This is a genomic window from Hansschlegelia plantiphila, assembly GCF_027922265.1.
In the GTDB taxonomy this organism is placed as follows: Bacteria; Pseudomonadota; Alphaproteobacteria; order Rhizobiales; family Methylopilaceae; genus Methylopila; species Methylopila plantiphila.
Genome location: NZ_BSFI01000019.1, coordinates 52,298 through 76,611, shown reverse-complemented (window position 1 = coordinate 76,611; position 24,314 = coordinate 52,298). Strand labels below are relative to the sequence as shown.

Sequence of the window (24,314 nt, the reverse complement as noted above, 5' to 3'; positions counted from 1 at the left end):
AGCGCATGCGCCCGGCTCTCGAGCTGACAGGGGCCCGCGATCAGTGAAAGCGGCAGCGCATTGCCGATCCGGACGGAGCCGACCTCAACCACCGCGTCGGGACGGTTCTGGACATGGGCGTTCATGAGGGTCGGTTCTCCGGCTACGCGGGACATGAGATGGGCGACGCGCGGCATCGGACGCATGACGAACCCGTCATGGACGCGAGCCACGAGCTTGCGCGGGCGGCGATGAGCCCCGGGACGTCATCTCAGGCGGGCCGCAGACGGCGCGGGCGGCGCCAAGCCTCCGATCGCCGTCCGCCCGCGGCAGATGGACCACGCGGCACCATGGACGCAGGAAGTCGAGCGCGCCCGTCCACTCGCCCTCTGCGCAGATGACGTCCGCGCCAAGAAGCCAGATGTCGTTCCGCTTCTGCTCCCAGCAATGCTCAGGAAACACGCCGGTGACGCAGCGCAGCGCGGAGACGAGCCTGATGCGGGCCTCGAACGTGAAGAAACAGCGATCGCCCTTGAGCCGGCTGAACGCGTCGGTCGAGACCCCGACATAGAGCTCGTCCCCGAGCGCGGCCGCCCGCTCCAGAAAATCAAGATGGGCGGCGCCGAGCAGGTCGAAGGTGCCGTAGGTGATCGCCCTGGTCAAAACCGCTCCGGCAGGCGTGGCGGGGACGTATGTCTCGGGCTATCGTAAGAGCCCTATCTGACAGTCGCGTGACGGCGCCGCCCGGGCGCCGAGGCTATCCGATCCTGTCCCGAAGGGGGCAGACCTCAGTTCGCGCACTTCCGGGAATCCGCTCGCGCCCCTAAAGCGACCGCGACGCCCGACGTGGTGGGGATGTCGTGGCTCACGGCGCGGCGAACCGACGCACGGCTGCTCTCCGAGAGCCGGAATTCGCGTTTGCGACTTGGATTAGACGGTCAGTCTAACGCAAATCACCAAAGCGTCCGGCGCACGCTTTGTTGCTTAGTATATAAAAATGATAGAGAGATGTGCCGCCACGCCGTCGTGCTGCACCACGGTGCAATGTTCGGTGGCCGGACGTGTCGATCAGTGGCGATCGACAGTTTTCAGATCTTCGCGGCAGTCGGCCTGTGGCCCTTGTGCGCTTGTGGACCGGCTCGGCCGGTCGGATGAATCGGGGCATCTCGTATGGATAAGACCACGCTGACACTGACGCCCGGGCTCACCCCGGCGCTCGGATATTCGCTCATGGTGGGGCTGGGGCTCGCGACGCTCCTGCTGGCGATCGTCGTCAAGCGCGCGCTCGTTCACAACACGCACGACTTCATCATCTCGAACCGCAAGATCGGCTTCGGCTTCGGCGTCGGATCGGTGATCTCGGTCTGGACCTGGTCCATGGCGGTCATGATGACCTCCGCCATGACCTTCGAATGGGGGCTCTCCGGCCTGTTCTGGTTCGTCGCGCCGAACGGCCTCGCCGTGATGCTGCTGATCCCGTTCACGCGCGTCCTGCGGCGCAAGATGCCGAATGGCTACACGATCTCCGAGTTCACCAAGAGCCGGTTCAATCAGTCGGGCGTCGCGACCTCGATCGTCACGGTCACCATGATCTTCGGCATCATCCTGGAGATCCTGATCAACCTGAAGGGGGCATCGGTCGTCATGTCGACCGTGTTCGGCCTCAACTGGTCCTATGCGGCCGCGGTCGGTCTCGTGTCCGTCCTGATCTATTCCTATTTCGGCGGTCTCTGGACCAGCGTGATGACGGCGACCATCAACCTGCTGATGATCACCGTCCCCGCGGCGATCATCGTCTCGCTCGCGTTCGACGCCGTTCCGGGCGGCGCGCCCGCGGTCATGCAGCGCGTCGGGGAGGCGAACCCGGAATACCTATCCGTGCTCCGGCCGGAGGCGGCGGCCGGCTTCGGCATCACGCTGGCCTTCGGCATCTTTGCGGCCGCCATCGCCGACCAGACGTTCTGGCAGAAGGCGTGGTCCATCAAGGCCGAATATGTGAACCGCACCTTCCTCTGGGCCGGCGCGCTGTTCTACCCGATCCCGATCGCGCTCGGCGTCCTCGGCTTCATCGGCATCGCCTACGGCCTGACCGTGTCGGACATCGGCGGCGACTCCGCGGCCATCGGCCCCTATCTGATCTCACATCTCGGCCTGCCGTTCCTGGTGGTCGTCGCCTACGTGCTGATGGTTCTGGCGGCCTGCTACTCGACGATCGACGGCGCCAGCTCGGCGCTCTCCTCGATCGTCGCCATCGACATCGTCAAGCGCGTCGCGCCGTCCATCGCGGAGCGTCGCCTGTTCGTCCTCACCAAACTCTCGAGCCTGATCGGCGGCGTGATCGCGCTCGCCATCGTGCTCTCCGGCGTCGACTTCACCACGCTGGTTCTGACCACCTATGCGCTCAAGACCTCGATCCTGCTGCCTCTGATCCTCGCCATCCTCTGGCCACGCACCAACACGATCGGCTTCGTCGGCGGCATCGTGCTGGCGATCCTGGTCGGGATGCCGATCCGGCACTTCTACGGCGACCTGATCGGCACGCTCAGCATCGTCGGCATCAGCGGCATCACCGTGGTCGTCGGCGCCCTGCTGAAGCCCACGCGCTTCGATTACGACCGCCTGCACACGGCCGTCGCCCTGGACGAGAGAGCGGACGACGACGCGCCTCTCGCCGCGGCGGCGCAGAGCTGAGAGGAAGATCCCCATGTCCACCGTCACGCTCGTCATCGTGCTCGGCTCGATCATCGCCACGGCGGTGTTCGCGGCGGGTTATGTCCGCGGCGTTCGCAACGCCTTCGGCGAATACCGCCTCGAGGAGCGGGAGCCGCCCGTTCCGCAGCACGGCCATTGGGGCGGCATCGCCTTCGCCCTGCTGGCCTCGATCGTCATCATCACGGCGATCGGCTTTTCGAGCGCCTGGGTCTACGCAGGTCCCTTCCTGTGCCTCGTGACCACGCTCGGCGTCGGCGTCGCGTTCTTCATCGAAAAGACGCCGGCCTCCAAGGTCTGAGCGGCGTCATCCGGGCGCCCCGATGAGCGGCGCCCGGCCCTTTTTCACGAGTTCGACGGCGTTTTCGAAGACATGAAGAAGGCTCATCTCCTCGGCTTCATCCAGCATGGAGTGAACAGCCACGCGACCGGGATGTGGCGGCACCCGAAGGACAAGGTCGGCTGGAGCTTCGCGCGGCCCCCTTATTGGGAGCACATGGCGCGAACCATGGAGCGCGGGTTCTTCGACGCGATGTTCATCGCCGACGAGCTCGCGCCCTACAACAGCTACCGCAACTCCTCCGACGCCACGGTGAAGTGGGCGGTGCAGTGCCCGACTCACGAGCCCTCGACGATCGCGCCGATCGTCACGGGCGCGACGACCCATCTCGGCGTCGGCGTGACGCTGTCGACCGCCTTCGAGCATCCCTATTCGATGTGCCGCCGGCTCTCGAGCCTCGATCACCTTTCCGGCGGCAGGATCGCCTGGAACATCGTCGGCTCCTACTCGAAGAGCGAATGGGACGCCTATGGCGCGCCGATGGACGACCGCTCGCGCCGGTACGACCGGATCGAGGAATATGTCGAGCTGTGCAAGACGCTCTGGGACTCGTGGGAGCCGGACGCGATCGTCGCGGACAGGGGGAGCGGGATCTACGCCGACCCGACGAAGGTCCGTGAGATCGTCCACGACGGGGAGTTCTTCCGCTGCCACGGCCGCCACTTCGTCGCGCCCTCGCCGCAGGGCCATCCTGTGCTGTGGCAGGCCGGCTCGTCGGATCGCGGCCGTGACTTCGCGGCGAAGCACGCAGAGGCGATCTTCGCCATCCATCCCGACATCGCGGGCATGAAGGCCTATTCAGAGGATCTCAGCCGCCGGGTGGTCGACCGCTTCGGCCGGCCGGAGAACAGCGTGAAGCTGATCTACGGCGTGCAGCCGATCGTGGCCGAGACGCGGTCCGAGGCCGAGGACAAATACGCCTTCATCCGATCGCTCATGCCGCCCGAGGGCTCGATGGCGATGCTGTCGGGCCAGCTCAGCGTGGACTTCTCGCTCCATGATCCTGAAGCCCTGCTCGACGACGTCGCGGCGCCGGGCATCCAGGGCGTGAAGGACGCGCTCGTCCGGTCCGGCGCAGGCGAGGAGGTGACGCTGCGTGAGGCGGCGGAGACCTATTCGAGCCGCTTCGCTATGCCGGCGCTGGTCGGAACCGCGACCGATATCGTCGACCAGCTCGAGACCTTCATGGACGAGGGCGGGGCCGACGGCTTCATGCTGCTTGCGACCTACACGCCCGGCTGCTTCGAGGAGTTCGCCGATCTGGTCTCACCGGAGATGCAGCGCCGCGGCCGGCTGCGCACGGCTTACGCGGGCCGGACGCTGCGCGATAACCTGCTGCAGGACTGATGACCGATCTCGCCCCCAAGCTGAGCTTCGGCGCCTGGCTGCCGGTCTATGGCGGCTGGCTCCGCGCGCGCGGCTTCGAGACCGAGCCGAGCTTCGCGGAGTGCCGGGACGTCGCGATCGAGGCCGAGCAGGGTGGCTTCGAATTCGTCTACGCCTCCGAGAACTTCCTCAACTGCATTCACGGCCCCCGCCACGACGTGCTGGATGTCTGGACGACGCTCGCCGGCCTCGCCTCGGCGACCGAGCGCATCGGCCTCGTCGGAGCGCTGAAGCCTTCCTTCCGCCCCGCCGTCGCGGCGGCGCAGATGATCGCGACCGTCGACAAGATCGCGCGCGGCCGCATCGAGGCGAATCTCGTCTGCGGCTGGCAGCGCGACGAATTCGCGGAGGCCGGCTTGCCCTGGGAGGGGCACGACGAGAAATACGACCACGCGACGCGGTATCTCGCGGCGCTCGAAGCCTATTGGGGCGGCGCCGGCGAGCGGCCGCGCCGCGCGCTGCACGGCGGGCGCCGTCCGCCGATCTGGGTGAGCGGCCATTCGGACGCGGCGCTCACGCTGGCTGGACACCGCGCCGAGACGCTCTTCATCAACGGCATGGCGCCGGGGGACGTCGCGGCGCTGCGCGAGCGCCTGCGCGGCCTCTCCCCTGACCGGGCGCCCCGCATCGCGATGAACGCCTTCGTCGTCCTCGCAGAGACCGATCAGGCCGCCGAGGCGGCGCGGGCCGACCTTCTCGCCCGCGCGCGGCCCGAACTGATCGCCTATTATCGCGAAGTGATCGCGGCCTCGGGCGCCGACACCTGGAGCCATCTGTCCGACGCCGAGCTGCTCGACGCCAATGGCGGCTTCGCGACCGCTCTCGTCGGCTCCCCGGACACAATCCGGCGACGCCTCGCAACCTATGCGCAGGCAGGCGTCGACGCCGTCGTCTGCCAGTTCCCGTCAATGGCGGACGACGTCCGCCGCTTCGCGCGCGAGGTCGTCGCTCCGCTCGCCCGCTCGGACCGGCCCGCCTCCGGCGCCGCGTCTATCGAGGACTTCGTTCAATGACCAAGAAGAAAGCGCACCTGCTCGGCTTCGTGCAGCACGGCGTGAACAGCCACGCCACCGGCATGTGGCGGAACACGAAGGACAAGATCGGCTGGGACTACGCGCGGCCGGAATACTGGCGGCACATGGCGCGGACCATGGAGCGCGGCCTTTTCGACGCGATGTTCATCGCCGACGAGCTCGCGCCCTACAACACCTTCCAGGATTCATCTGACGCCACGGTGAAGTGGGCTGTCCAGTGCCCGACCCACGAGCCTTCCACGATCGTCCCGATCATCACCGGCGCGACGACCCATCTCGGCGTCGGCGTGACGCTGTCGACCGCCTTCGAGCATCCCTATTCGATGTGCCGCCGACTCTCGAGCCTCGACCATCTCTCCGACGGGCGTGTCGCCTGGAACATCGTGTCGTCCTACTCGAAGAGCGAGTGGGACGCGTATGGCGCCGAGATGACCGACCGCTCGCAGCGCTACGCGCGCCTCGAAGAGTACATGGAGGTCTGCTACAAGCTCTGGAACTCCTGGGAGCCCGACGCGATCGTCGCCGACAAGGCGAGCGGGATATACGCCGATCCTGCGAAGGTCCACGAGGTCGTTCACGAGGGACAATTCTACAAGTGCCGCGGCCGGCACTTCGTCGCGCCCTCGCCGCAGGGTCATCCGGTCCTATGGCAGGCGGGCTCCTCCGGCCAGGGCCGCGATTTCGCCGCCAAGCACGCCGAGGCGATCTTCGCCGTGCACCCGAACATCGAACGGATGAAGCAGTACGCCGACGATCTCGGCGAGCGCACGACGGGCAAGTTCAACCGCGCGCCCGGCTCGGTGAAGCTGATCTACGGCCTGCAGACGGTCGTGGCCGAGACAAGGTCGGAGGCGCAGGAGAAGTATGAGCGCATCAGGGCCTGCATCCCGCTCGAGGGCGCGATCGCCTGGATCTCGGGACATTTCGGGCTCGACTTCTCGAAGTTCGCCATGGACGACATCGTCCAGAACATCGAGATCCCCGGCATCCAGGGCCTGTTCGACTCGATCATCTACGCCAAGGGCGGCGCGCCGGTGACCGTGAAGGAGGCCGCGCTCATCTACGCGCAGGGCATGGGCATGCCGGTCGCGGTCGGAACCGCCGCCGACATCGCCGACCAGATCGAGCATTACATGGACGAGGGCGGCGCCGACGGGTTCATGCTCGCGGCCACCTACACGCCGGGCTGTTTCGAGGAATTCGCCGATCTGGTCTCGCCCGAGCTTCAGCGCAGGGGACGTCTGCGCACGGCCTATGCGGGCCGAACGCTGCGGGAGAACCTGCTGGAGCGATAAAGAGCGCGCACCGACGTCAAAGGTGCGGGTTCTGGACGCCGTCCTTCCGCAGTGGAGAGACGCTATCGCGGATGATTCAGGGACATTATCACGTTCCCATTCAGCTGCCGTGGGACGGTCGCAGATGAGGGTCGACTTGCGTCGCCCTCAGTGCGTTTCTCCGCCGCCTACCAACGCGCCATCCGCCCGGTCCGGCTGCTCTTCATAACCCCCCGACGCCGGCACGGAGCGCTCGGGCCGTGAGCCCGAGGCGACCGCGCCAACGTCTTGATGGCTCATTGCGCCTGCGCAGCGGTCAGAGCAGAAAGCGGCCGCCAAGCAGAGAGGCGACGAGGCCGGCAGTCGGTCAGGGAGAGGATGGCGCCGCGACGGGTACCTGAGTCATCCGAATTGAGGCACGCGGACACCAACCTGCTTGTCTATCTCAGCCACCACAGCGAGATCTTCTTTCGTTTGGAGCGTCGGGGCCCTCATTAGGCGGCCGTCATCTCACGCTGAAACGCACCGGCGCCGTAACGGTCTTATTGACGCCCGGCGGCGGCGGCGGGACTGGCGAGGCCCGCCGAGCAAGATCGACGACCTCGGCGTCGAGCTCGGGAAAACCCGAGGAGCGCGCCAGGGAAGCGGACACCACGTTGCCGGAATCGTCGATGCGGAAACGGACATATGCGATTCCAGCCTCACCGCGCGAACGGGCGCCGGACGGATACTTCTTGCGACGCTCCAAATGCGACATCAGCCGCGACTGCCATTGGGCCGGCGAAACGGACGCGCCGGAGCTGCTCGACGAAGCGCTGGCCGCCGTCCGGGTGGAAACCTCCACCTGGGCCTGAGCTTGGTCGGCCTGGCGGGACTGGGGCGCCGACTTGCGCCTCGCGGACTTTCCGACGGTCTTCTCAGCCTTCTTCCTGTCGGACGGCTTCGGATGGACGAGCACGGCAGGAGCCTCCGCCTTGGGTTGCGGGATCAACCGCTCCTCGACGGGAACGGCCTCGTCGATCGACTCCTCGGAAGGCTCTTCAGCGGCATCCATCGCGGGCTCGGAGTTTGTTTCCTCGGGGGTCTCCTCCTCGACCGGATCCCTCACGGGCTCGACGGTCTTGCTCTCGACGTTCTCCGACACCGTCGCATCTTGAGCCTCGTTCGTCTCCTCGGTCTCGACCGCCTCCGGCGTAGACGAAAGCTCCATCATGATCGCCAGCGGCGGCGAATCGACAATAGTCGCGGGCGGCCGCCGCAGCGCCCACGTCACGAGTCCGATATGGGCTGCGAGCGCGACGACGCACGCTCCCGCCCACAGCGCGACCTCGCCACGGCGCGACCGCCCGTCAAAGCCCCGAACGGACATGCTCATCCAGGCCGGCGGGCCGCGCACGGCGGCTTCCTGTCGTTCCATGGGCGCATGGCTCGCCTCCACGCCCCTGCCGCCCGCGATCCTGCATACCGAGTATCGCTTCCGCCGAACGAGGAGGGCGCTGCGATCTCTCAACGCGCACCGCACGGAGCGCCGGCATAAAACCGAAGACGAGGCACGCGACGACAGCTGCGCCCACCGCGCTGGAGATCGCCAGACCTGTGAAGACGACCGGGAGGCCGAAGCCGAAGGTTGCGACCGCTCCCGCAGCGAAGCCGAGAGCCGCCCCGTGCGAGGCCGCTCAGCGCGCCCATGGCTGTCGCGAACGGCCCGAACGGCCGCGCCGCGCCGCCCGCAAGGCTGTCTTCGCTCAATGCCATCGCTCCGCTTCATCCGGAGCCGGCGTAGACTCCTCGTTGAATAGACGAATGGCGGCGGCCTCTTTCACAAAAATTTATACCGTGGGCGCGAATCCCGGCTCGCGCTCTTCCCCATCGGATGGGCCAGACGAGGTATGGGTCTCCGATTGCGGTCGGCAGCAGGCCTGCGGGGGCAGGCACGGGAACAGGATGGCACGGGCCGAGCCAGTCGGCGGCCATGATCAGCGCGCCGATGGCTGCGGGGGCCGCGAGTCGGGGCATGGGGGGCCTGGAAGCCGGCGAGGTGAGCGACGTGCGGCCCCATCAGGCCGATGATGGAGAGGGGGCCGACCACCAACGAGAGCGCCGCCGGCAGTGGATGTTCGCGAGCCGGGCCCGCGCCATGCCGATCCCCGTTCGTGGGCGGCGACCTCGCGAAGCGGCAGTATCTCCAGCCGGCGCGCGAGGAAGGACGGCGGGGCGAGGAGCGCCGCCGCCTGCGACAGAGCCACATGCTTAGGTGCGGGCGAGCCTCGGCAACTGCTCGATCTGGCGGCGCCAGAAGCTGATCAGGCGCGGGTCCGCCCCGATCTCGGTGATCTGCGCAACACACTGAAAGCCCCAGTCGTACAGCTCGACCATGAGGCCCGGCCGTCCGCCTACGTCAAAGCGCGTCACCCAGACTTCCTCGACCGCCGAGAAGTTGAGCGACACCGTGCAGTCGCCCGCCGACAACCACACTCTGTCGTCCGCCCGGCGCATGCCGTCGAAGGGACCGCCATGCGTCTGGGCGAAAGCGTCGTTTGCGACGATCGTCAGCACCGGCGCGCGGATTTCCGTCAGCAGCCCGAAAAGGTCGATCGCGAGCTCCGGCTTGATCCGCCAGGCGTAATCGTCGCCCCAGCCCGGTAGAGCCGCGCGGCGGCGCAGGCCGCCGTCGCCGAACAGGCTGTCGAGGTGAAAAGCGAGGTCGCGGACGCGCCATAGCCGCGGATCGGCCGGCGTGGCCGCAGCGCGGCAGGCCTCGGACATCGCCGGCGGCGCCGCGCTCCAGAGGTTGGTCAGTTCCGCGAAGGCGTAATCGTCGGCGAGCGAGGCGAGGAAAGCCTTATGGACGGCCGAACCATCCGCGCCGAAGAACTGCAGCGAGGCGGGCCCGCGGCCGTGAGCCGGTCGATCGACGGCGAGCGCAGATGCGCCAAAGGTCGAGCGCGCGCGCAACGTCGCGCCTGTGATCGCCGGAGCGGGACGCTCGCCTGCATAGGTTGGACACGGAAAGCGACCGATCTCGGTCATCACCGCCGCGACGTTCCCGGTCACCGAGACCACGCCGTCCATATCGGCGAGGTCGCGCGCGATGCGCCCGATCGGCGCGGCGATCGCAGTCGAGGCAAGACCCGGCTCGGCGAGCAGTGCCGCTAGCGCGCTTGTCGGCCTGCATGGGCAGCAGCCGCAGCGGCAGTTCCGGGGCATGGCGCGCCGATCTCCCGCCCGCGGATCCGGCCGGCTCAATAGACGTCACGCAGGTAGCGTTTGGCCTTGCGGAGGTCGTCGACATAATCGGCGGCGGCTTCGGCCGAGAGCGCGCCGTGGCGGCTCACCACATCGTGCAGCGCGTCTTCGACGTCCTTTGCCATGCGGCCGGCGTCGCCGCAGACGTAGACAGACGCGCCCTCCTCCAGCCATGCGAACAGATCCCGCCCGTTCTCACGCATGCGATGCTGGACATAGATTTTCTCTGTCTGGTCGCGGGAGAAGGCGAGGTCGAGCCGCGTCAGCAGGCCGCTGCGGCTCATCGCGCCGAGTTCGTCCTCATAGGAGAAGTCGTGGGCGCGGTGCTGGTCACCGAAGAACAGCCAGTTGCGGCCGGACGCGCCCGTGGCCTGCCGTTGCTGGAGGAAGGCGCGGAACGGCGCGATTCCCGTGCCCGGCCCGATCATGATCATTGGAACGGAAGGGTCCGCCGGCGGCCGAAACGCCTTGTTCGGCGAAACGAACACGCCGGCTGCGCCGCTTTCACCCACCCGGTCCGCCATGAAGGTGGAGCAGACGCCGCCATGCTCGCGATGCTCGGCGCGCCAGCGCACCGCCGCGACGGTGAGGTGGACCTGGCCGGGATGGACCAGCGGGCTCGACGAGATCGAGTAGGCCCGGTGCTGCAGGGGCCGCAGCAAGGCGACGAAGGCTTCGGCGTCGAAGCCGACCGCCGGGTTGAGGTCGAGCAGGTCGAGCGCGTCCCTGCCCCAGAGGAAGGCGTCGAGCGCTTCCTTGTCGCCGTGCCGCACCACGTGGGTCAGCGCGTCGTCGCCGGCGCGCGCCTCGATCGCTGCGACGAGATCGCGTGACGGCGTACGGATCTCAAGCGCCTGCGACAGCAGCTCCCCGAGCGGCCGGTCGCGGCCGGGCACGCGCGCGTCGGCGCTGAGCCCCAGTCGGGCGAGCAGCGCGGTGACGAGCGCCGGGTCGTTGACCGGAACGACGCCCAGCGCGTCGCCCGCCTCGTAGGTCAGGCCGCTGTCGCCGAGAGCGAACTCGAGATGGCGGATGTCCTTCGCCGAGGCCGCCGCGGACAGACGCCGGTTCGTGGTCAGGGTCGCGGGATAGGGATTGCGCCGGCTCCACTCCGCCTTGGCCGCCCGCTCGGGCGACGCCGCGTGAGCCACGGCAGGCGCGGCAGGCGCGGCAGGCGCGGCAGGCGCGACGCCGTTGACCTGCGGCAGCTTGGGCAGGGCGGCGTCGATCCAGGCCGCGGCCGACGTCTCGTAGTCGACGTCGCAGTCGACCCGCGCGGCGACGCGTTTGGCGCCGAGCTGCTCCAGCCGCGTGTCGATCAGCTTGCCGGCCTGGCAGAAACCGTCATAGCCGGTGTCTCCTAGCGCCAGCACCGCGAACGACATGGCCTCGAGCCGCGGCATGGTCTCGGCGCCGAGCGCCTTCCAGAACAGATGCGCGTTGTCCGGCATTTCGCCTTCGCCGTAGGTCGAGACCACGACGACCACCCGCTCCAGGGCGGCGAAGGTCTCGATCTCGATGTCGTCGAGCCCGAGCACCTTGGGCTCAAAGCCGAGGACGCGGGCCTTTGCGGCGGCGTCGTTCGCCACAGCTTCGGCGTTGCCGGTCTGCGTGCCGAAGAGAATGTGGAGCGGAGCCTTCGCGGCCGCCGCGCCGGCGGCCGCCTGCGCGACCGGGCTCGCGTCCAGCAGGCGCGAATGAAGGCCCGCGAGGAAACCTGCGAGCCAGACGCGCTGCTCGCCGCTGAACGGCGCGTCGTCGGGGATGTAGGGCGCGGTCATGTCAGAAACTCGAGAGGCGGGATAAGCGACGGCGGTCGGCGCGCCCGGTTTTCGAACTCGGCCGGCGGTCGCGATCATGGCCGGCTCGCGAAGGCGGCGACGTCGCGCAACGAGGCTCGGGCGAACAGCTCCTCGTAGCTCGGCAGGCGGCCGAGCGCGGCGCGGTTCTTCGCGCTCTGGCGGAGGATCCAGCCGTAGACGCCGGGGCTGTCCATCGAGAGCACGTTGCGCTGCGCGAGCGCGGCCTTGTAGTCCGAGAGCCGCTTGTCGGCGACCAGCGCCGCAAGCTCCTCGTCGCCATAAGATCCGAGCGCCTCCCGCGCGTGGCGCAGAAGCTTCTGCATCAGCGCGAAATCCTCGGTCAGCAGCAGCTTGCGGACGGCGGAGGCCACCGCAGGATGGCCCAGGTCCGACACGCCCGGCAGTCGCGCCAGCGCCAGTTGCTGGGCCATGGCGAGCACGGCGTAGTTGTTCAGCAGGACCAGGCCCGCTTGCGCGCCGCCCTCCCCTTCAGCCGGCGCGAGGCCGCCGAGAACCGGACGCCGGTCGCGGTAGGCCAGCTTGAACTTGCGCACCTGCCAGCCCGCCACCGCGACGCCTAGCTCCTCCAGCAGGTCCTTGCGCGTCTTCGCCTTCAGGATCGCTTCGTAGTCCTGGTACTGCAGCAGCGCGATCGGCAGGCCGTAGACGAAGTTGTGCCGTTCGGTCTCCCAGTTCTCGATCAACCAGGCGGCTTTGGCCGAGCCGGTCTCTTCGCGGTGCCATTCGAGGAGCTGAAGCACGGCGTCGGCGTGAAACGCGGCGTCTTCGCCTCCCGTGACGGGGAACAGCAGGATCGAATCGTGGCTCGCCTTGGCCGGAAGGTCGCCGTAGGGGTCGTACTGGTAGACGAAGCCGCCGCTCATGCCGTTGCCGAAGCCCTTGCCGAAGGCTCCGAGGTTCAGCACCGCTCCGTTGGTCATGTACTCGCAGGCGAAGTCGCCGACGCCCTCGACCACCGCCGTCGCGCCGGAGTTCCGCACGGCGAAGCGGTCGCCGGCCTGGCCCTCGATGAAGGTTCGGCCCCCGGTCGCGCCGAACATCGCGAAGTTGCCGACCAGCACGTTGCCGCCGGCCTCGTCCGAGCCGCCGCCGGGGCTACGGATGGCGATCACGCCGCCGCAGGCGCCCTTGCCGACGCCGTCATTGCAGACGCCTTCGTGACGCAACGCCATGCCGTCGTTGCAGAAGGCGCCGTAGGACTGGCCGGCCGATCCGTAGGTCGAGATCGTGATGGCGCCCGGCTTGAAAAAACGCCGCCCGCGATCGTCCTCGAACAAAGACGGCAGGCTGCGCGCGAACTCCGCCGGCAGCGTGTGGTTGAGCCGCCGCTCGATGTCGATCGCGAGCCGCGCGCCCAGGCTCTTGTCGCGGTTGCCCACCCGCCGACCGGCCTCGAGCACAATCTCCGCGCGGGCTTCGCCGATCAGCGCCGTCTCGACGGCCGCGCTCCACGCCTCGTCAAGCTCGTACTCGGCCTCCATGTAGATCGGGGCCTCGACCATCACCTCCTCCGCCACGGTCAGCATGGCGCGCAAATCCAATCGGCCGACGCTTGCGGGATGATCGAGCAGGTGAAGCATGTCGGATCGTCCGCGGGCGTCGCGGAGCGATCTGAGGCCGAGCGCAGCGAGGATCTCGCGGGTCTCGTGCGCGACGTTCATCAGATATTGCGCGAGCGCCCGTGGATCGCCGTCGAACAGCTCCGAATTGGTGGTGAGGCCGGCCGGGCACTTTACGTTGCAGTTCTTGGCCATCACGCATTTCAGCATCATCAACGCGGTGGTGCCGAATTCAAACGAATCGCCGCCAAGCAGCGCTGACTTCACGACGTCGCTCGCCGTCTGATGCGCCCCCGAGCACCGCAGCGTCACCTTCTGGCGCAGGCCGTTGGCGCAGAGCGCCTGATGCACTTCCGCGACGCCGATCTCGGCCGAACGGCCGGTGTATTTGAGGCTCGTGACCGCCGCTGCGCCGGTTCCGCCCGTTGAGCCTGCGATGTTGATCACATCCGCGCCGGCCTTGGCGACGCCGACCGCAATGACCCCGACGCCCTCGGAGGAGACGAGCTTCACGATCACCCGCACGCGCGCCGCCTTGCAATCGTGGATGAGCTGGGCGAGGTCCTCGATCGAGTAGGTGTCGTGGTGAGGCGGCGGCGAGACCAGCTCGACGCCCGGCGTGCCGCCGCGGGCCGCGGCGATCTCGACCGTCACCTTCTGAGCCGGCAACTGGCCGCCTTCGCCGGGCTTCGCGCCCTGGCCGATTTTGATCTCCAGCTCCTCGAGCATCGGGTCGGCGAGATAGCCTGCCCAGACGCCGAAGCGACCGGAGGCGAGCTGCTTGATGCGTGAGGCGCGGATCGTGCCGAAGCGCGACATGTGCTCGCCGCCTTCGCCGGAATTCGAGAGACCGCCCACCATGTTCGTGCCGTGGGCGACGGCTTCGTGAGCCGGCGCGTTCAGCGCGCCGTGGCTCATGGCGCCGGAGGCGAGGGCTGCTGCGATCTCGTGCGCGGCCTGAACGTCCTCGATTGGGAGGCTTTCGGGCGCGGCGCCGACCAGCGATAGATAGGCGAGCGCCTCTCCGCTGACCCGCACCGCGAGCCGGCCGCCTTCCAGCCAATGGCCGAGAATGTCCTGCTTGAAGCGAAGCAGCAGCGACTGGCCGAGCGCTGTGAGGCGGCCCGGATCGCCTCCGAGCGGGCCCGTCACATCGAGCCGGAACTCGTCCGCGCCGACCCGCTCGGATGTCAGGCCGCGCACCAGGAAGCTGACATTGCCGTGGCGGGCGAACCGGCCCATCTCGCGCCTGAAATCGGAGGCGCGCGTCAGGAAGGTCACGTCGGCCGGCAGCGCCAGCACGTCGCGGAGAGCGGCGGGCCGCCGCATGCGCTCCTCCGCCATCATGCGGCTGAAGGCGCGGTAGCCCGGCGTGATCCGGAAGGCGTCAATCTCAGGCGGCGTCCGCCGCTCGAAGCTGGTGCGCCGGTAGGCCTCGTCGTCCAGGCCGAAAGCGTCGAGGAGGCGCGTGATCGGCAGAAGCCGCAGCGACTCGGGATCTTCCTGCCCGTCGTCGGCCTGGAAGGCGATCGGCTCCTCCGTCATGTCGACGAAGCCGCGGACCGCAGCCGTGCCGAAGGAATGGCCGGCCCCTTCCGCGCGCTCCTTGAACAGGCCAAGCAGCGGTATGTCCGCCTCGCCCCGGATTTCGAGCGCCTTCGCATGCCAGTCGGCGGCGGCCTGCGCGATCACCGCGAAGGTGACGCCGCCGACCGGCGTACGAACGTTCGGGAACCAGCGCTTCAGCGCCGGGTCGTTGGTGTCGAGGAAGTTCGGCTCGAAGAACTCGCCGCCGATATAGCTCTCTGCGGTGCAGAGCCCGACCTTGCCCATGGTCTTCGTCAGGGCCTTCTCCGCCGCCTTGGCGAAGCGCTTGAAAGCCTTGTCGGCGTCCGCGCCGTACTTCTCCTCCGCCCGGAACTGCACGCCGAGCGGATAGACCGCCGACGCGCCGAAGCCGAGCGCGGTCGCGACGTGGTGGGACGAGGCGATCTGCCCGCTCTCGGCGATCAGCGAGACGCGCAGCCGCAGACCCTCGGCGATCAGCCGCTGGTTGACCGCGGATATCACGATGATGAGCGGCAGCGCCGCGCGTTCGCGCGCGACGTGGCGGTCGGTCAGGACGGCGACGCCGCCACGCTCGCGGGCGAAGGCCTCGACCGCGTCGCAGACGTCTCCGATCGCCGCCTCGATGGCGCGCGCGTTCGCCGCGCCGTCGTCCAGAGCGGGTGGGTAGAGGATCTCGAACCGCTCGACCGGCGTCGCGGTCTGCTCGCGGAGCTTCAGCATTTCAAGATGCGTGAGGATCGGCGATCGGATGACGATCTGCGGCGCAGAGGGCGCGCCGATGTTGGGCTTCGCGCCGAGGGCGACGCGCAGCGTCATGCCGTCCGCTTCCCGCAGGCTGTCGAGCGGCGGATTGGTCACTTGAGCGAAGCGCTGGGAAAAGTACTTCGCGACGCCGCCTTCCTGATCCGACAGGGCGTTGATCGCGAGGCCGTAGCCCATGGCCGAGACCTTCTCCGACCCGGTCTGCAGCATCGGGTCCATCAGAAACTTGAAGCTTTCCTGATTGTGCGAATAAGCGACGTAGCGCTGATGCCGCTCCAGGTCGCCGCGATAGCGCAGCGGCGATCCCTGGCTCTCGGCCGGGATGTCCGGCAGGGAATCCAGTGTGACGCGAGCGTCAGCGAGCAGCGTTCGGTAGTCCCGCCGGGCGGCGAGCGCCTCAAGCGCCTCGAGCGTCGCATAGGCGCGCTTTTCACGGTGGTCCCAGTACAGCATGCCCCCGGCCTCGATGCGGCCGCGGCGGATGACCGTATCGGCCGGGAAGCCGATCTGGCCGGCCTCCGACATGACGCAGAGATATTCCGCCGTCTCGACCGAGCGAAGCGGGCGCAGGCCGAGCCGGTCGAGCCGGGCGCCCACGATCTCGCCATCGCCGAAGATCAGGGCGGCCGGACCGTCATTCTTCTCCTCGTAGAGGGAGAAGTATTCGAGCATCGCCCGGACCTCGGGCGATAGCGTCCCGTCGTTCTCCCAGGCCGGCGGCATCATGGAGACGACGGCCGTCACGAGGTCGAGCCCATCCTCCATCACGCGGCTCTGCAGCGTCTGGTCGAGTCGACATGAATCCGACTGGCCTTCCGGCGACACGATGCGGCCGTTGCGGGCGCGGGCGATCGCGGCGTCCGACAGCCGGTTCTTCTTGTCGGTGTTGAGTTCTCCGTTGTGGGCCATCAACCGGAACGGCTGCGCCATCGAGGCGCGCGGATCCGTGTTGGTGGAGAAGCGGGTGTGAAAATACAGGGTATGGACGGCGTGATCCGGATCCGTCAGGTCCAGAAAATAGGGCAGAACCTCATTGGAGTTCAGCCGTCCCTTCAGCACCTGCGTCCGCGCCGAGAAGGACAGCGGATAGAAGCCAGCGAGCGCAGGGTCGCCGTAGGCGTCCGCCTCGATGACCAGCAGCGCGCGGTGGATCGCGCGGTCGAAGGCGGCGGGATCGGCCGTGCCCTCCGGCGCCGCGAACACCCACTGGCGGATGGGAAGCTGGCAGCGCGCCGCCGCCGGTCGCAGCACGCCGGGATCGACCGGAACCTCGCGCATGAGAAGGATCGCCATCCTCTCGTCGGCGAGCGCTGCGGCGACGATCCGCTCCGCCCGCTCGTGCTGCGCCGGCTCGAATGGCAGGAAGGCGTTGGCGACGCCGAAGCGCCCGGGCTGGAGGTCGTCCCGGCCTGTCAGCCGCGCGAAGAACCGAAGCGACAGGTCGATCGACACGCCAGCGCCGTCGCCCACGCCCTCCGCCGACATGCCGCCGCGATGAGGCACGGCGCACAGCGCCTCGTGCGCCTTGCGCAGCACGTCATGCGACTGGGTCCCGTCCTTGCGCGTGATAAAGCCCACGCCGCAGCTGCTGCGCTCATCGCCGGGTTCGTAGAGGCCAATGGGTCGGGATGCGGACAAGTGCTGACGGCTCGCGCGACGTTCGAAGATCTTCTTGACGGCTCCGCGCTCTTTCGAACGATTTGAAATTCATCATGGCCGCCTCGTGGCGCATTACTACCCTTGGGCTTGCCTTTCAATGGCGGGCCTGAAGGTAATAATTAGAACAATGCAATATCCGATATCAGACCCTGGGATCATCCCGTCTGAGGACGCGCGCCGCATTGCCGGCAATCGCAAACACAATGCGAAGCGACGCCGACAGACTTCGCCGCCAAATAACGTCGATGAAGCGATAGTTGCATCAGGCCACATCCCGCAACCAACCATCATATGTTCATTCATTATAACAAAAATAAATTACATTTTCTCTGTTCCAATAATAACTATATTTGAATTTATCTGATAAAATTATTATACTTCCTTGTTGCATCGAGGTAAATCTGTCGCGCATCCCCTGTTCGAAGAGTTCTTGGATCCTGCGGCGACTGACGCGCAGATCCGATGTATTGCGGGAGTTCCAGACATGCGCATCAACGTTATGGCGGGCTCGGCTGTCGGCGCGCTTCTATCCGCGACAGGCGCGGCTTCCGCCCAGGACGCGCACTCCGGAACGACGGAGCTCGACCAGATCAACGTCAACGCGACCAAGGCCCCGACGGCGCAGAACACCACAACGATCGGCGAACAAGACGTGCAGCGGCACGGCTCCAACAAGATCGACGACGTCCTTCGCTCCGTCCCCGGCGTCTTCACCCGCCAGAGCGGTCAACAGCCCGGCGTCGCGGTCAACATCCGCGGCTTTGAAGGCTCCGGCCGCGTGAACATGATGAGGACGGAGCGATCGTCGCCCGCGGTTGCCCGGCGGACGTGCTGACGGACGACGGGATCAAGCTCGTCTATAGCATTGAGGCCCGCGTCAGTTGGGCGCCGGACAGTCCGTTCCTCCTCCCACAATCAGCGCGTCCGACAGTCGGGGCTTAAGCTTCGCGACGTCTCCTCGGCGGCATCAGGCGTCATGCCGAGGCCGGTCACATTATAACGCATCTAATATACTGATGTTGCTTATCATTCTTTCCGTTCAGTGCTACGGCTCGCACTCTGATGCGGAGATGCTGTACTGTGACGCGGCGGTGGAACCTCGACGAGCTGTTTCGCCGGCGTGCGAAGGCTTTGACCCTCGGCCTTGTCCGGCGCGGCATGTCGTTCGACACAGCCGCCGACGTGACGCAGGACGCCTTTTTGCGCCTCGCGACGGCGCAACGGGGTGACGAGGATCGCGAGGATCGACCGGACGGCTATCTTTCCGTTGTCGCTCGCAACCTTGCCATCGACGCCGTGCGGCGCGAGCGGGTGGCTCCATTCATTCGCGGCGCGGATTCGGACATCGTGGGCGACGTCGCGGCGGACGCCCCGAGCCCCGAGCGCCAGGTGTCAGACCGTCAGATGCTGGCGCGGACGCTGGCCGCGCTCGACGAACTCCCACCACGCACCCGCCGCGCCTTCGAGCTCAACCGACTAAACGGCATGACGCTGGCGGAAATCGGCCGCGAGCTCGGCCTTTCAACCTCCCGCGCCGGCGCCCTCGTCAAGGACGCCTACGATCATCTGCGGACGCGCGTGTTTCGCGAGGACTGACCCCTCTCGGCCAGCCATTTTTAGGCGCCGCAGGAAGTTTCCTCATGCGAACCGTTCTATGATGAATAGACCACGACGTCCGACGCATCCTTCGGCCGGCGAACGCGTGGCCAAACCGGAGCCGGATGGCGAAGCCGTTGAAGCAGGACGACGCGCTGTGGAGCGAGGCGGTCGATCTCCTCATTCGTCTGCAGACCGATCCCGACAACCCTGTCGCGCGCCGGACGGCCGAGCGATGGCTCGCGCGGAGCGCAGACCATCGCCGCATCTGGGGAGCGGCGCTCAAGCTCCATGAACTGAGCGGAGTGGCGCTCGCCTCCCGGGCGACCGTCGCCCCGGCTCGCCCGTCGCGCCGACGCGTGCTGGCGGGCGGCGGAGCGGCGCTCGCCGCCGGCGTCGTCGGTGCGGTGGCGCTGCCCGGCGCTGTGCTTCGCGCACGCGCGGACGTCGTCACGGACGTCGCCGAGCGGCGCAGCATGGTCCTCCCGGACGGAACGGCGGCGGAGCTCGGCCCGGACACCGCGCTGAAGTTTCATTTCTCGCAGGGGCGGCGCGAAGTCGAGTTGCTGAAGGGCATGGCGTTCTTCGAGGCCGTCAAGTCGATCGCGCCGTTCGTCGCGCGCGCCGGGATCGGCCTCGTCTCGACCGAAGCGGGCGCATTCGAGTTCCGCGAGGAGGCCGGCCGCGTCACCGTCGCGGTCGAAAGCGGAGGCGCAGAGATTTCCTCCGGCGCGTCGGCGCAACTTCAGGCCGGAGACTGGTGCGCGCTTGCGGACGGCGCCGTCATCGAGCGGGGCCGCTCGGCGAGGGATCAGATCGCGTCCTGGCGCAAAGGGTTCATCATCGCGGATCGGGAGCCGCTCGCGGCGGTGGCCGAGCGCATCGGGCGGTGGAGCCCGGCGCACGTGACGGTCGCAGACGCAAGCCTCGGGAACGAGCGCATCAGCGGCGTGTTCGATCCCAGCGCTCCGCTCGCCGCCCTTGAAGCGGCCGTCGCGCCGCTTGGGGGCTCGGCTCGCGCGCTGACGCCCTGGCTGATCGTCCTGACCCGCTTCTGACGAAATCTGCGGCATTCGCAGGAAACGCGGAACGCTCGATCGTTCCTGAACAGGAGAGTGCGCCACGGGGGGCGACGCTCGCGTCTGTATTCAGGGATGACGGCAGTGGTTTCGGGGGTTCAGCGTTTCCAGCGCTCGCGCAGGTTTCGTCTCGTCGCGGCGCTTCTCGCAAGCGCGTCTTTTTCGGGGACCGCGGCCCAAGCCGAAGAGGAAGTCGCCCGCTCCTTCTCGATTCCGGCGGGGCCCCTCGATGCGGCGCTCAACGCATTCGGCCGTCAGGCGGGCTTCCAGCTCGCCTACCGGCCGGACGTCGCGACAGGGCGTTCCACCAGCGGCCTGACGGGATCGGCCAGTCCATCCGAGGCGCTGCAAAAACTTCTGAGCGGAACCGGGCTTTCCTATCGACTGACATCGAAGCGCGCCGCCGTCATCACGAGCCCAGCGCAGGCCGATGTCGCAACCGCGGCCCCGGCGGATGACGGCTCCTTGATGCTCGATCCGATCCGGGTGATGGGCGCCGGCGGCGTCTCCCCGGCGGATGCTCCCTATTACACACCCGCGCCGACCGCCAACATCTCTCCGGAGAACATCGAGCGCTTCCGAGGCTCCAGCCCGGCCGACATCTTCCGCGGCACGCCCGGCGTGATGTCCGGCGAGGCGCGCAACGGAGCGGGGTCCATCGACGTCAATATCCGCGGCATGCAGGGCATGGGGCGGGTCGCGACGACGGTCGACGGCGCCGAAAACGCGATGACGGTCTACCAGGGCTATCAGGGCGTCTCCAACCGCACCTACATGGATCCCGACCTGCTGGGCGGGATCGACATAACGAAGGGCTCCGACGTCTCCTCCTTCGGCATCGCGGGAACCGTCGCGATGCGCACGCTGGACGCCTCCGACATCGTCGAGGACGGCAAGGACTACGGCGTCCGCGTCAAAGGCGGCTTCGGGACGAACACGACGAAGCCGAAGGCCGGAGCGCTCAGCGGTTACAACTGGCCGGCGCTGCCGGGATTGGGGGCCGTGGCGACGCCTTCGGCTACGGGCATGGACAGACCGGGTTTCCTTGAGCCGACGAGCGGCTCGGGCAGCGCGGCGGCGGCGGTCAAGCAGGACAATTACGAGCTGATCGGCGCATTCGCCTATCGCAAGCAGGGCAATTACTTCGCGGGCAAGCATGGGCCGACCGCCGACCCGAAGAACGTCGGCGAGCGCACCATCTGCAACGCCTACAACTGGTGCCAGACTTGGCCTGAATATCTGGAGAACGGCGGTCTCACCAATTATCGCGGCGGCGAAGAGGTGCTCAACATCCAGCTCGAGACGAAGTCCTGGCTGTTGAAGGGCAAGGTCCTCTTCGACGACGACCAGAGCCTGCAGGTGGGCTACACTGGCTTCCGCGCCGAGACCGGCGCAGCCGTCCTCGCCTCGCGCCTCACCACCGATCGCACCCAGGCCAGCCAACTGGCGCAGACGACCGGGACCGACCTCGACACCGGCGCCGTCCGCTATCGCTGGAACCCCGCCGGCAACCCGCTGATCGACCTGACGGCCAACACCTATTGGAGTCATCTCGAAGTTCGCAATCCGAAACTGACAGGCTGGATGGCGCCGCAACGCGGCGACTTCCGTCCCGGCGCCGACACGGACATGTGGGGCGGCGAGGTCTCCAACACCTCGAAGTTCGACCTCGCCTCCGGCAAGTTCGACTTCACATACGGAGTCGCCTATCGCGGCGAAGACACCCGGCCGAGCAAGGGCACGCGGGATGCCGAGACATGGCTCGACTACCGGGACGCCGCGCGCCACGAGGGTGCCGCCTATGTGAAGTCGTCCTGGAAGCCGCTTGACTGGCTCACCCTGAACGGAGGTCTCCGCTATTCTCATTTCTGGGCCAAGGACCGCAACGATCCTTATCTCGTGCGCGATTACGACTACGGCCTGAAGCGCGACGACGGCGGTTTCAGCCCGTCGGTCGGGGTGACCGTCGAACCTCTCGACGGAGTCCAGCTCTATACGACCTATTCAAGCGCGCTGCGGGCGCCGAGCATCATCGAGGCCGCGACCGGCTTCTCCATGAACGTCAATTCCAACGTCAAGCCGGAGCGCTCGCGCAACTGGGAGATCGGAGCGAACTTCCGAAAGGAGAACCTGCTCGCCGAGGGCGACAAGGGGATGATGAAGTTCAGTTACTTCAACTGGGATGTGAAGGACTACATCGCCCGGCAGTGGCATACGGTCGACGCGATCTCGAGCATGCAGATCTTTAATATCGATCGGGCGAAGTTCGAAGGTCTCGAATTCTCCGGCGTCTATGAGAATGGCGGGTTCAAGGCGAAGCTGACCGCTAACTACTATCTCGACGTCACCTTCTGCCGCACAGCAGGCGCCTGCGAGCATAAGTCGCTCTATGCAGACTACGGCACCAACCATGTGCCGCCGAAATATTCGCTGAGCCTGACCGCCTCTCAGAAGCTTTGGGAGAAGCTCACCGTCGGCGGCCGCATCCAGCATGTCGGCAAGCGGGCGATTGGCCACGGCGACGCCACAGCTCAGGGCGCCGGCCAGTTCATTTCCCTGGTGAACTGGAAGCCCTATACGCTCGTGGACGTCTTCGCCGAGTACAAGATCAACGAATATCTGACTGCGAACGCCGGGGTCGAGAATCTTACCGACCGGTATTACGTCGACCCGCTGTCGCTGGTCATGCAGCCTGCGCCCGGCCGCACCTTCACCGCCTCCCTCACCGCGAAGTTCTGAGAAGAGGCCCGCGGCGCGCCGACCTCGCAGCATGGAAAGTCCAATGGAAACGCTCGATCTCGTCAGCCATGTCGACGGCCTCTGCAACCGGCTGAAAGCGGCGACCGCCGCCGCCCACAACCGGGTGGACCTAGCCATCATGGCGGGACGCCCATTCGAGAGCCGAGAACGTTACGGTCTTTTTCTACGCGTGCAGCACGCCTTCCACCGCGACATCGACGCGCTCTATCGCGATGAAGCGCTCGGGCGGGCGCTGCCCGGCCTTCCGAAACGCGCGCGTCTTCGCCTCATCGAGCAGGACCTCGACGATCTGGCGATCGGCGAGGCTCTGAGCGAGACGACCCCCGTCTTCGAAGCGGGAGCGCAGGTCGATATGCCGGAGGCGATCGGCTGGCTCTACGTGTCCGAGGGCTCGAATCTCGGGGCGGCCTTTCTCCTCAAGGCTGCGGCGAAGCTGGGCCTCTGCGAGAGCTTCGGCGCCCGGCATCTGGCGGCTGCGCCAGAAGGACGAGGCCGGAGCTGGAAGACCTTCGCGACGGCCCTCGACGACCTCGCGCTCGGTTTGGAAGAGACCAGGCGCGCCGAGCGCGCGGCTGACGCCGCCTTCGCCCACGTGAGCGGCCTGGTCGCGCGCGCCTTCGGCTGAACACGACGTGACGCTGGTCGATCCGGCCGTCATCGGCCGCGGATCGGACGGAGGATCCGCGGCCCGCTGGGGCGCGGCCGCGTTCGCAGCGCTCGCGCTGCACGCCAGTCCGGTGCTGTGGATGCTATGGACTCCGGCGAGCGAGGTCCTGGCCGGACCTCCGCTCGCGATCATGCTCGAGCTTTCTCCCCTTCCCGAGGCTGTCGCCGTCGACGCCGATCAGGCCGCGCCGGACGAGGTTTTCGCGGAAGCCGCGGAAGCCGCCGTCGCGTCGAAGGCCGACCCCGAGCCGAGCCCCATCGAAACGGAGACCGAAGCGGCGGAAGAGGCCACTCCTGCTGAAACGGCCGTCGTCGCCGAAGCCGAGACCGTCGAGGAAACGCTCGACGCGCCCACGACCGCCGCCGCGGAGATGGCGCTCCCGCCGGCGAGGCCCAAGCCCGCGGAGATCGCGGAGCCTAAAAAGCGGCCGCCCAGGAAGCGGCCGGAGCGCCCTGCTCCAAGCACGGCGTCGGAGGCCTCGAAGGCGGCGGAGCAGGCGAGCGCCCGGGTTCAGCGATCGTCCCGCACCGCGGCGGCCGACAGCGCGGACGGCGCATCCGGCATGAGTCCCGCGACGTGGCGGGCTCGACTGATGGCCCATCTCGAACGGAAGAAAGTTTATCCGTCGGAAGCCAAGGCGCGCGGCGAGACCGGCGTCGCGTATGTCCGCTTCCGCATCGACGGGTCCGGGAACGTGCTTTCGGCGACGCTCGCCCGCTCGTCGGGGCATCTGGAGCTCGACCAAGCCACGCTGGCGCTTGTCCGTAACGCCTCCCCTGTCCCGCCTCCGCCAGCCGAAGCCAACCGGACGATCACGGCGCCGGTGGCGTTCTCCCTCAGATGAGCAGACGCTCGGAACGCCCGCGGACTTG

At 67.5% G+C, this 24,314-nt stretch carries 16 protein-coding genes and 1 pseudogene; 11 read left to right on the top strand and 6 right to left on the bottom strand.

The genetic code is table 11. The features are described 5' to 3' along the window. A pseudogene (locus PKE75_RS13825) lies at nt 1-125 on the bottom strand (3-deoxy-8-phosphooctulonate synthase); the annotation flags it as partial. Nucleotides 126-195: 70 nt separating this feature from the next. Beyond that, on the bottom strand, nt 196-642 hold the full coding sequence (locus PKE75_RS13820; protein ID WP_271169326.1) for an adenylyltransferase/cytidyltransferase family protein: 447 nt from the start codon (nt 640-642) through the stop codon (nt 196-198). A gap of 507 nt (nt 643-1,149) precedes the next feature. Here PKE75_RS13820 and PKE75_RS13815 point away from each other — a divergent pair. From PKE75_RS13815 to PKE75_RS13795, 5 genes are all read left to right on the top strand, one after another. Continuing rightward, nucleotides 1,150-2,670, top strand: coding sequence for a sodium:solute symporter family transporter (locus PKE75_RS13815; protein ID WP_271169325.1), 1,521 nt, complete (start codon nt 1,150-1,152; stop codon nt 2,668-2,670). A 13-nt stretch (nt 2,671-2,683) separates the two neighbouring features. Then, nucleotides 2,684-2,989 carry a hypothetical protein gene (locus PKE75_RS13810; RefSeq protein ID WP_271169324.1) on the top strand — a complete coding sequence of 102 codons (306 nt, stop codon included), beginning with the start codon at nt 2,684-2,686 and terminating at the stop codon, nt 2,987-2,989. Between the two features lie 72 nt (nt 2,990-3,061). After that, entirely contained in the window at nt 3,062-4,375 is a 1,314-nt protein-coding gene (locus PKE75_RS13805; protein WP_271169323.1) for an LLM class flavin-dependent oxidoreductase, read from the top strand. Further along, nucleotides 4,375-5,427 (top strand): LLM class flavin-dependent oxidoreductase, encoded by a 1,053-nt coding sequence (locus PKE75_RS13800; protein WP_271169322.1) that lies wholly within the window; start codon nt 4,375-4,377, stop codon nt 5,425-5,427. The genes PKE75_RS13805 and PKE75_RS13800 overlap by 1 nt, the downstream gene beginning before the upstream one ends. After that, on the top strand, nt 5,424-6,743 hold the full coding sequence (locus PKE75_RS13795) for an LLM class flavin-dependent oxidoreductase (protein WP_271169321.1): 1,320 nt from the start codon (nt 5,424-5,426) through the stop codon (nt 6,741-6,743). The genes PKE75_RS13800 and PKE75_RS13795 overlap by 4 nt, the downstream gene beginning before the upstream one ends. Nucleotides 6,744-7,227: 484 nt before the next feature. Here PKE75_RS13795 and PKE75_RS13790 read toward each other — a convergent pair whose 3' ends face one another. From PKE75_RS13790 to PKE75_RS13775, 4 genes are all read right to left on the bottom strand, one after another. Next, complete coding sequence (locus PKE75_RS13790) at nt 7,228-8,139, bottom strand: energy transducer TonB family protein (RefSeq protein ID WP_271169320.1); 912 nt, start codon at nt 8,137-8,139, stop codon at nt 7,228-7,230. An 833-nt stretch (nt 8,140-8,972) separates the two neighbouring features. Further along, entirely contained in the window at nt 8,973-9,929 is a 957-nt protein-coding gene (locus PKE75_RS13785; protein WP_271169319.1) for a ChuX/HutX family heme-like substrate-binding protein, read from the bottom strand. Nucleotides 9,930-9,964: 35 nt separating this feature from the next. Continuing rightward, nucleotides 9,965-11,749: a sulfite reductase subunit alpha gene (locus PKE75_RS13780; RefSeq protein ID WP_271169318.1), complete on the bottom strand. Its 1,785-nt coding sequence runs from the start codon at nt 11,747-11,749 to the stop codon at nt 9,965-9,967. Nucleotides 11,750-11,823: 74 nt separating this feature from the next. Beyond that, entirely contained in the window at nt 11,824-17,259 is a 5,436-nt protein-coding gene (locus PKE75_RS13775; protein ID WP_271169317.1) for a glutamate synthase-related protein, read from the bottom strand. A 565-nt stretch (nt 17,260-17,824) separates the two neighbouring features. On the opposite strand from PKE75_RS13775, the gene PKE75_RS13770 reads away from it, so the two are divergent. The 6 genes from PKE75_RS13770 to PKE75_RS13745 all read left to right on the top strand — a co-directional run bounded on the left by PKE75_RS13770 (nt 17,825) and on the right by PKE75_RS13745 (nt 24,286). Continuing rightward, the gene (locus PKE75_RS13770) at nt 17,825-18,175 is read left to right on the top strand and encodes a TonB-dependent receptor plug domain-containing protein (RefSeq protein WP_271169316.1); all 351 of its coding nucleotides are present in this window, start codon (nt 17,825-17,827) and stop codon (nt 18,173-18,175) included. Between the two features lie 227 nt (nt 18,176-18,402). Further along, nucleotides 18,403-18,936: a sigma-70 family RNA polymerase sigma factor gene (locus PKE75_RS13765; RefSeq protein ID WP_271169315.1), complete on the top strand. Its 534-nt coding sequence runs from the start codon at nt 18,403-18,405 to the stop codon at nt 18,934-18,936. A gap of 125 nt (nt 18,937-19,061) precedes the next feature. Next, nucleotides 19,062-19,994, top strand: a complete 933-nt coding sequence (locus PKE75_RS13760; protein ID WP_271169314.1) for a FecR family protein — start codon at nt 19,062-19,064, stop codon at nt 19,992-19,994. A gap of 96 nt (nt 19,995-20,090) precedes the next feature. Continuing rightward, nucleotides 20,091-22,754: a TonB-dependent receptor gene (locus PKE75_RS13755; protein WP_271169313.1), complete on the top strand. Its 2,664-nt coding sequence runs from the start codon at nt 20,091-20,093 to the stop codon at nt 22,752-22,754. A gap of 43 nt (nt 22,755-22,797) precedes the next feature. Beyond that, complete coding sequence (locus PKE75_RS13750) at nt 22,798-23,400, top strand: biliverdin-producing heme oxygenase (protein WP_271169312.1); 603 nt, start codon at nt 22,798-22,800, stop codon at nt 23,398-23,400. Nucleotides 23,401-23,407: 7 nt separating this feature from the next. Continuing rightward, a complete protein-coding gene (locus PKE75_RS13745) occupies nt 23,408-24,286 on the top strand; it encodes an energy transducer TonB (RefSeq protein WP_271169311.1) in 879 nt (292 codons plus the stop codon). Nucleotides 24,287-24,314: the final 28 nt, after the last annotated feature.

Excerpts from the sequence above, each read along its gene's own strand:
- PKE75_RS13815 (WP_271169325.1), top strand. The coding sequence starts at position 1,150 with ATGGATAAGACCACGCTGACACTGACGCCCGGGCTCACCCCGGCGCTC.
- PKE75_RS13810 (WP_271169324.1), top strand. The coding sequence starts at position 2,684 with ATGTCCACCGTCACGCTCGTCATCGTGCTCGGCTCGATCATCGCCACG.
- PKE75_RS13805 (WP_271169323.1), top strand. The coding sequence starts at position 3,062 with ATGAAGAAGGCTCATCTCCTCGGCTTCATCCAGCATGGAGTGAACAGC.
- PKE75_RS13800 (WP_271169322.1), top strand. The coding sequence starts at position 4,375 with ATGACCGATCTCGCCCCCAAGCTGAGCTTCGGCGCCTGGCTGCCGGTC.
- PKE75_RS13795 (WP_271169321.1), top strand. The coding sequence starts at position 5,424 with ATGACCAAGAAGAAAGCGCACCTGCTCGGCTTCGTGCAGCACGGCGTG.
- PKE75_RS13790 (WP_271169320.1), bottom strand. The coding sequence starts at position 8,139 with ATGGAACGACAGGAAGCCGCCGTGCGCGGCCCGCCGGCCTGGATGAGC.
- PKE75_RS13785 (WP_271169319.1), bottom strand. The coding sequence starts at position 9,929 with ATGCCCCGGAACTGCCGCTGCGGCTGCTGCCCATGCAGGCCGACAAGC.
- PKE75_RS13780 (WP_271169318.1), bottom strand. The coding sequence starts at position 11,749 with ATGACCGCGCCCTACATCCCCGACGACGCGCCGTTCAGCGGCGAGCAG.
- PKE75_RS13770 (WP_271169316.1), top strand. The coding sequence starts at position 17,825 with ATGCGCATCAACGTTATGGCGGGCTCGGCTGTCGGCGCGCTTCTATCC.
- PKE75_RS13765 (WP_271169315.1), top strand. The coding sequence starts at position 18,403 with ATGCGGAGATGCTGTACTGTGACGCGGCGGTGGAACCTCGACGAGCTG.
- PKE75_RS13760 (WP_271169314.1), top strand. The coding sequence starts at position 19,062 with ATGGCGAAGCCGTTGAAGCAGGACGACGCGCTGTGGAGCGAGGCGGTC.
- PKE75_RS13755 (WP_271169313.1), top strand. The coding sequence starts at position 20,091 with ATGACGGCAGTGGTTTCGGGGGTTCAGCGTTTCCAGCGCTCGCGCAGG.
- PKE75_RS13750 (WP_271169312.1), top strand. The coding sequence starts at position 22,798 with ATGGAAACGCTCGATCTCGTCAGCCATGTCGACGGCCTCTGCAACCGG.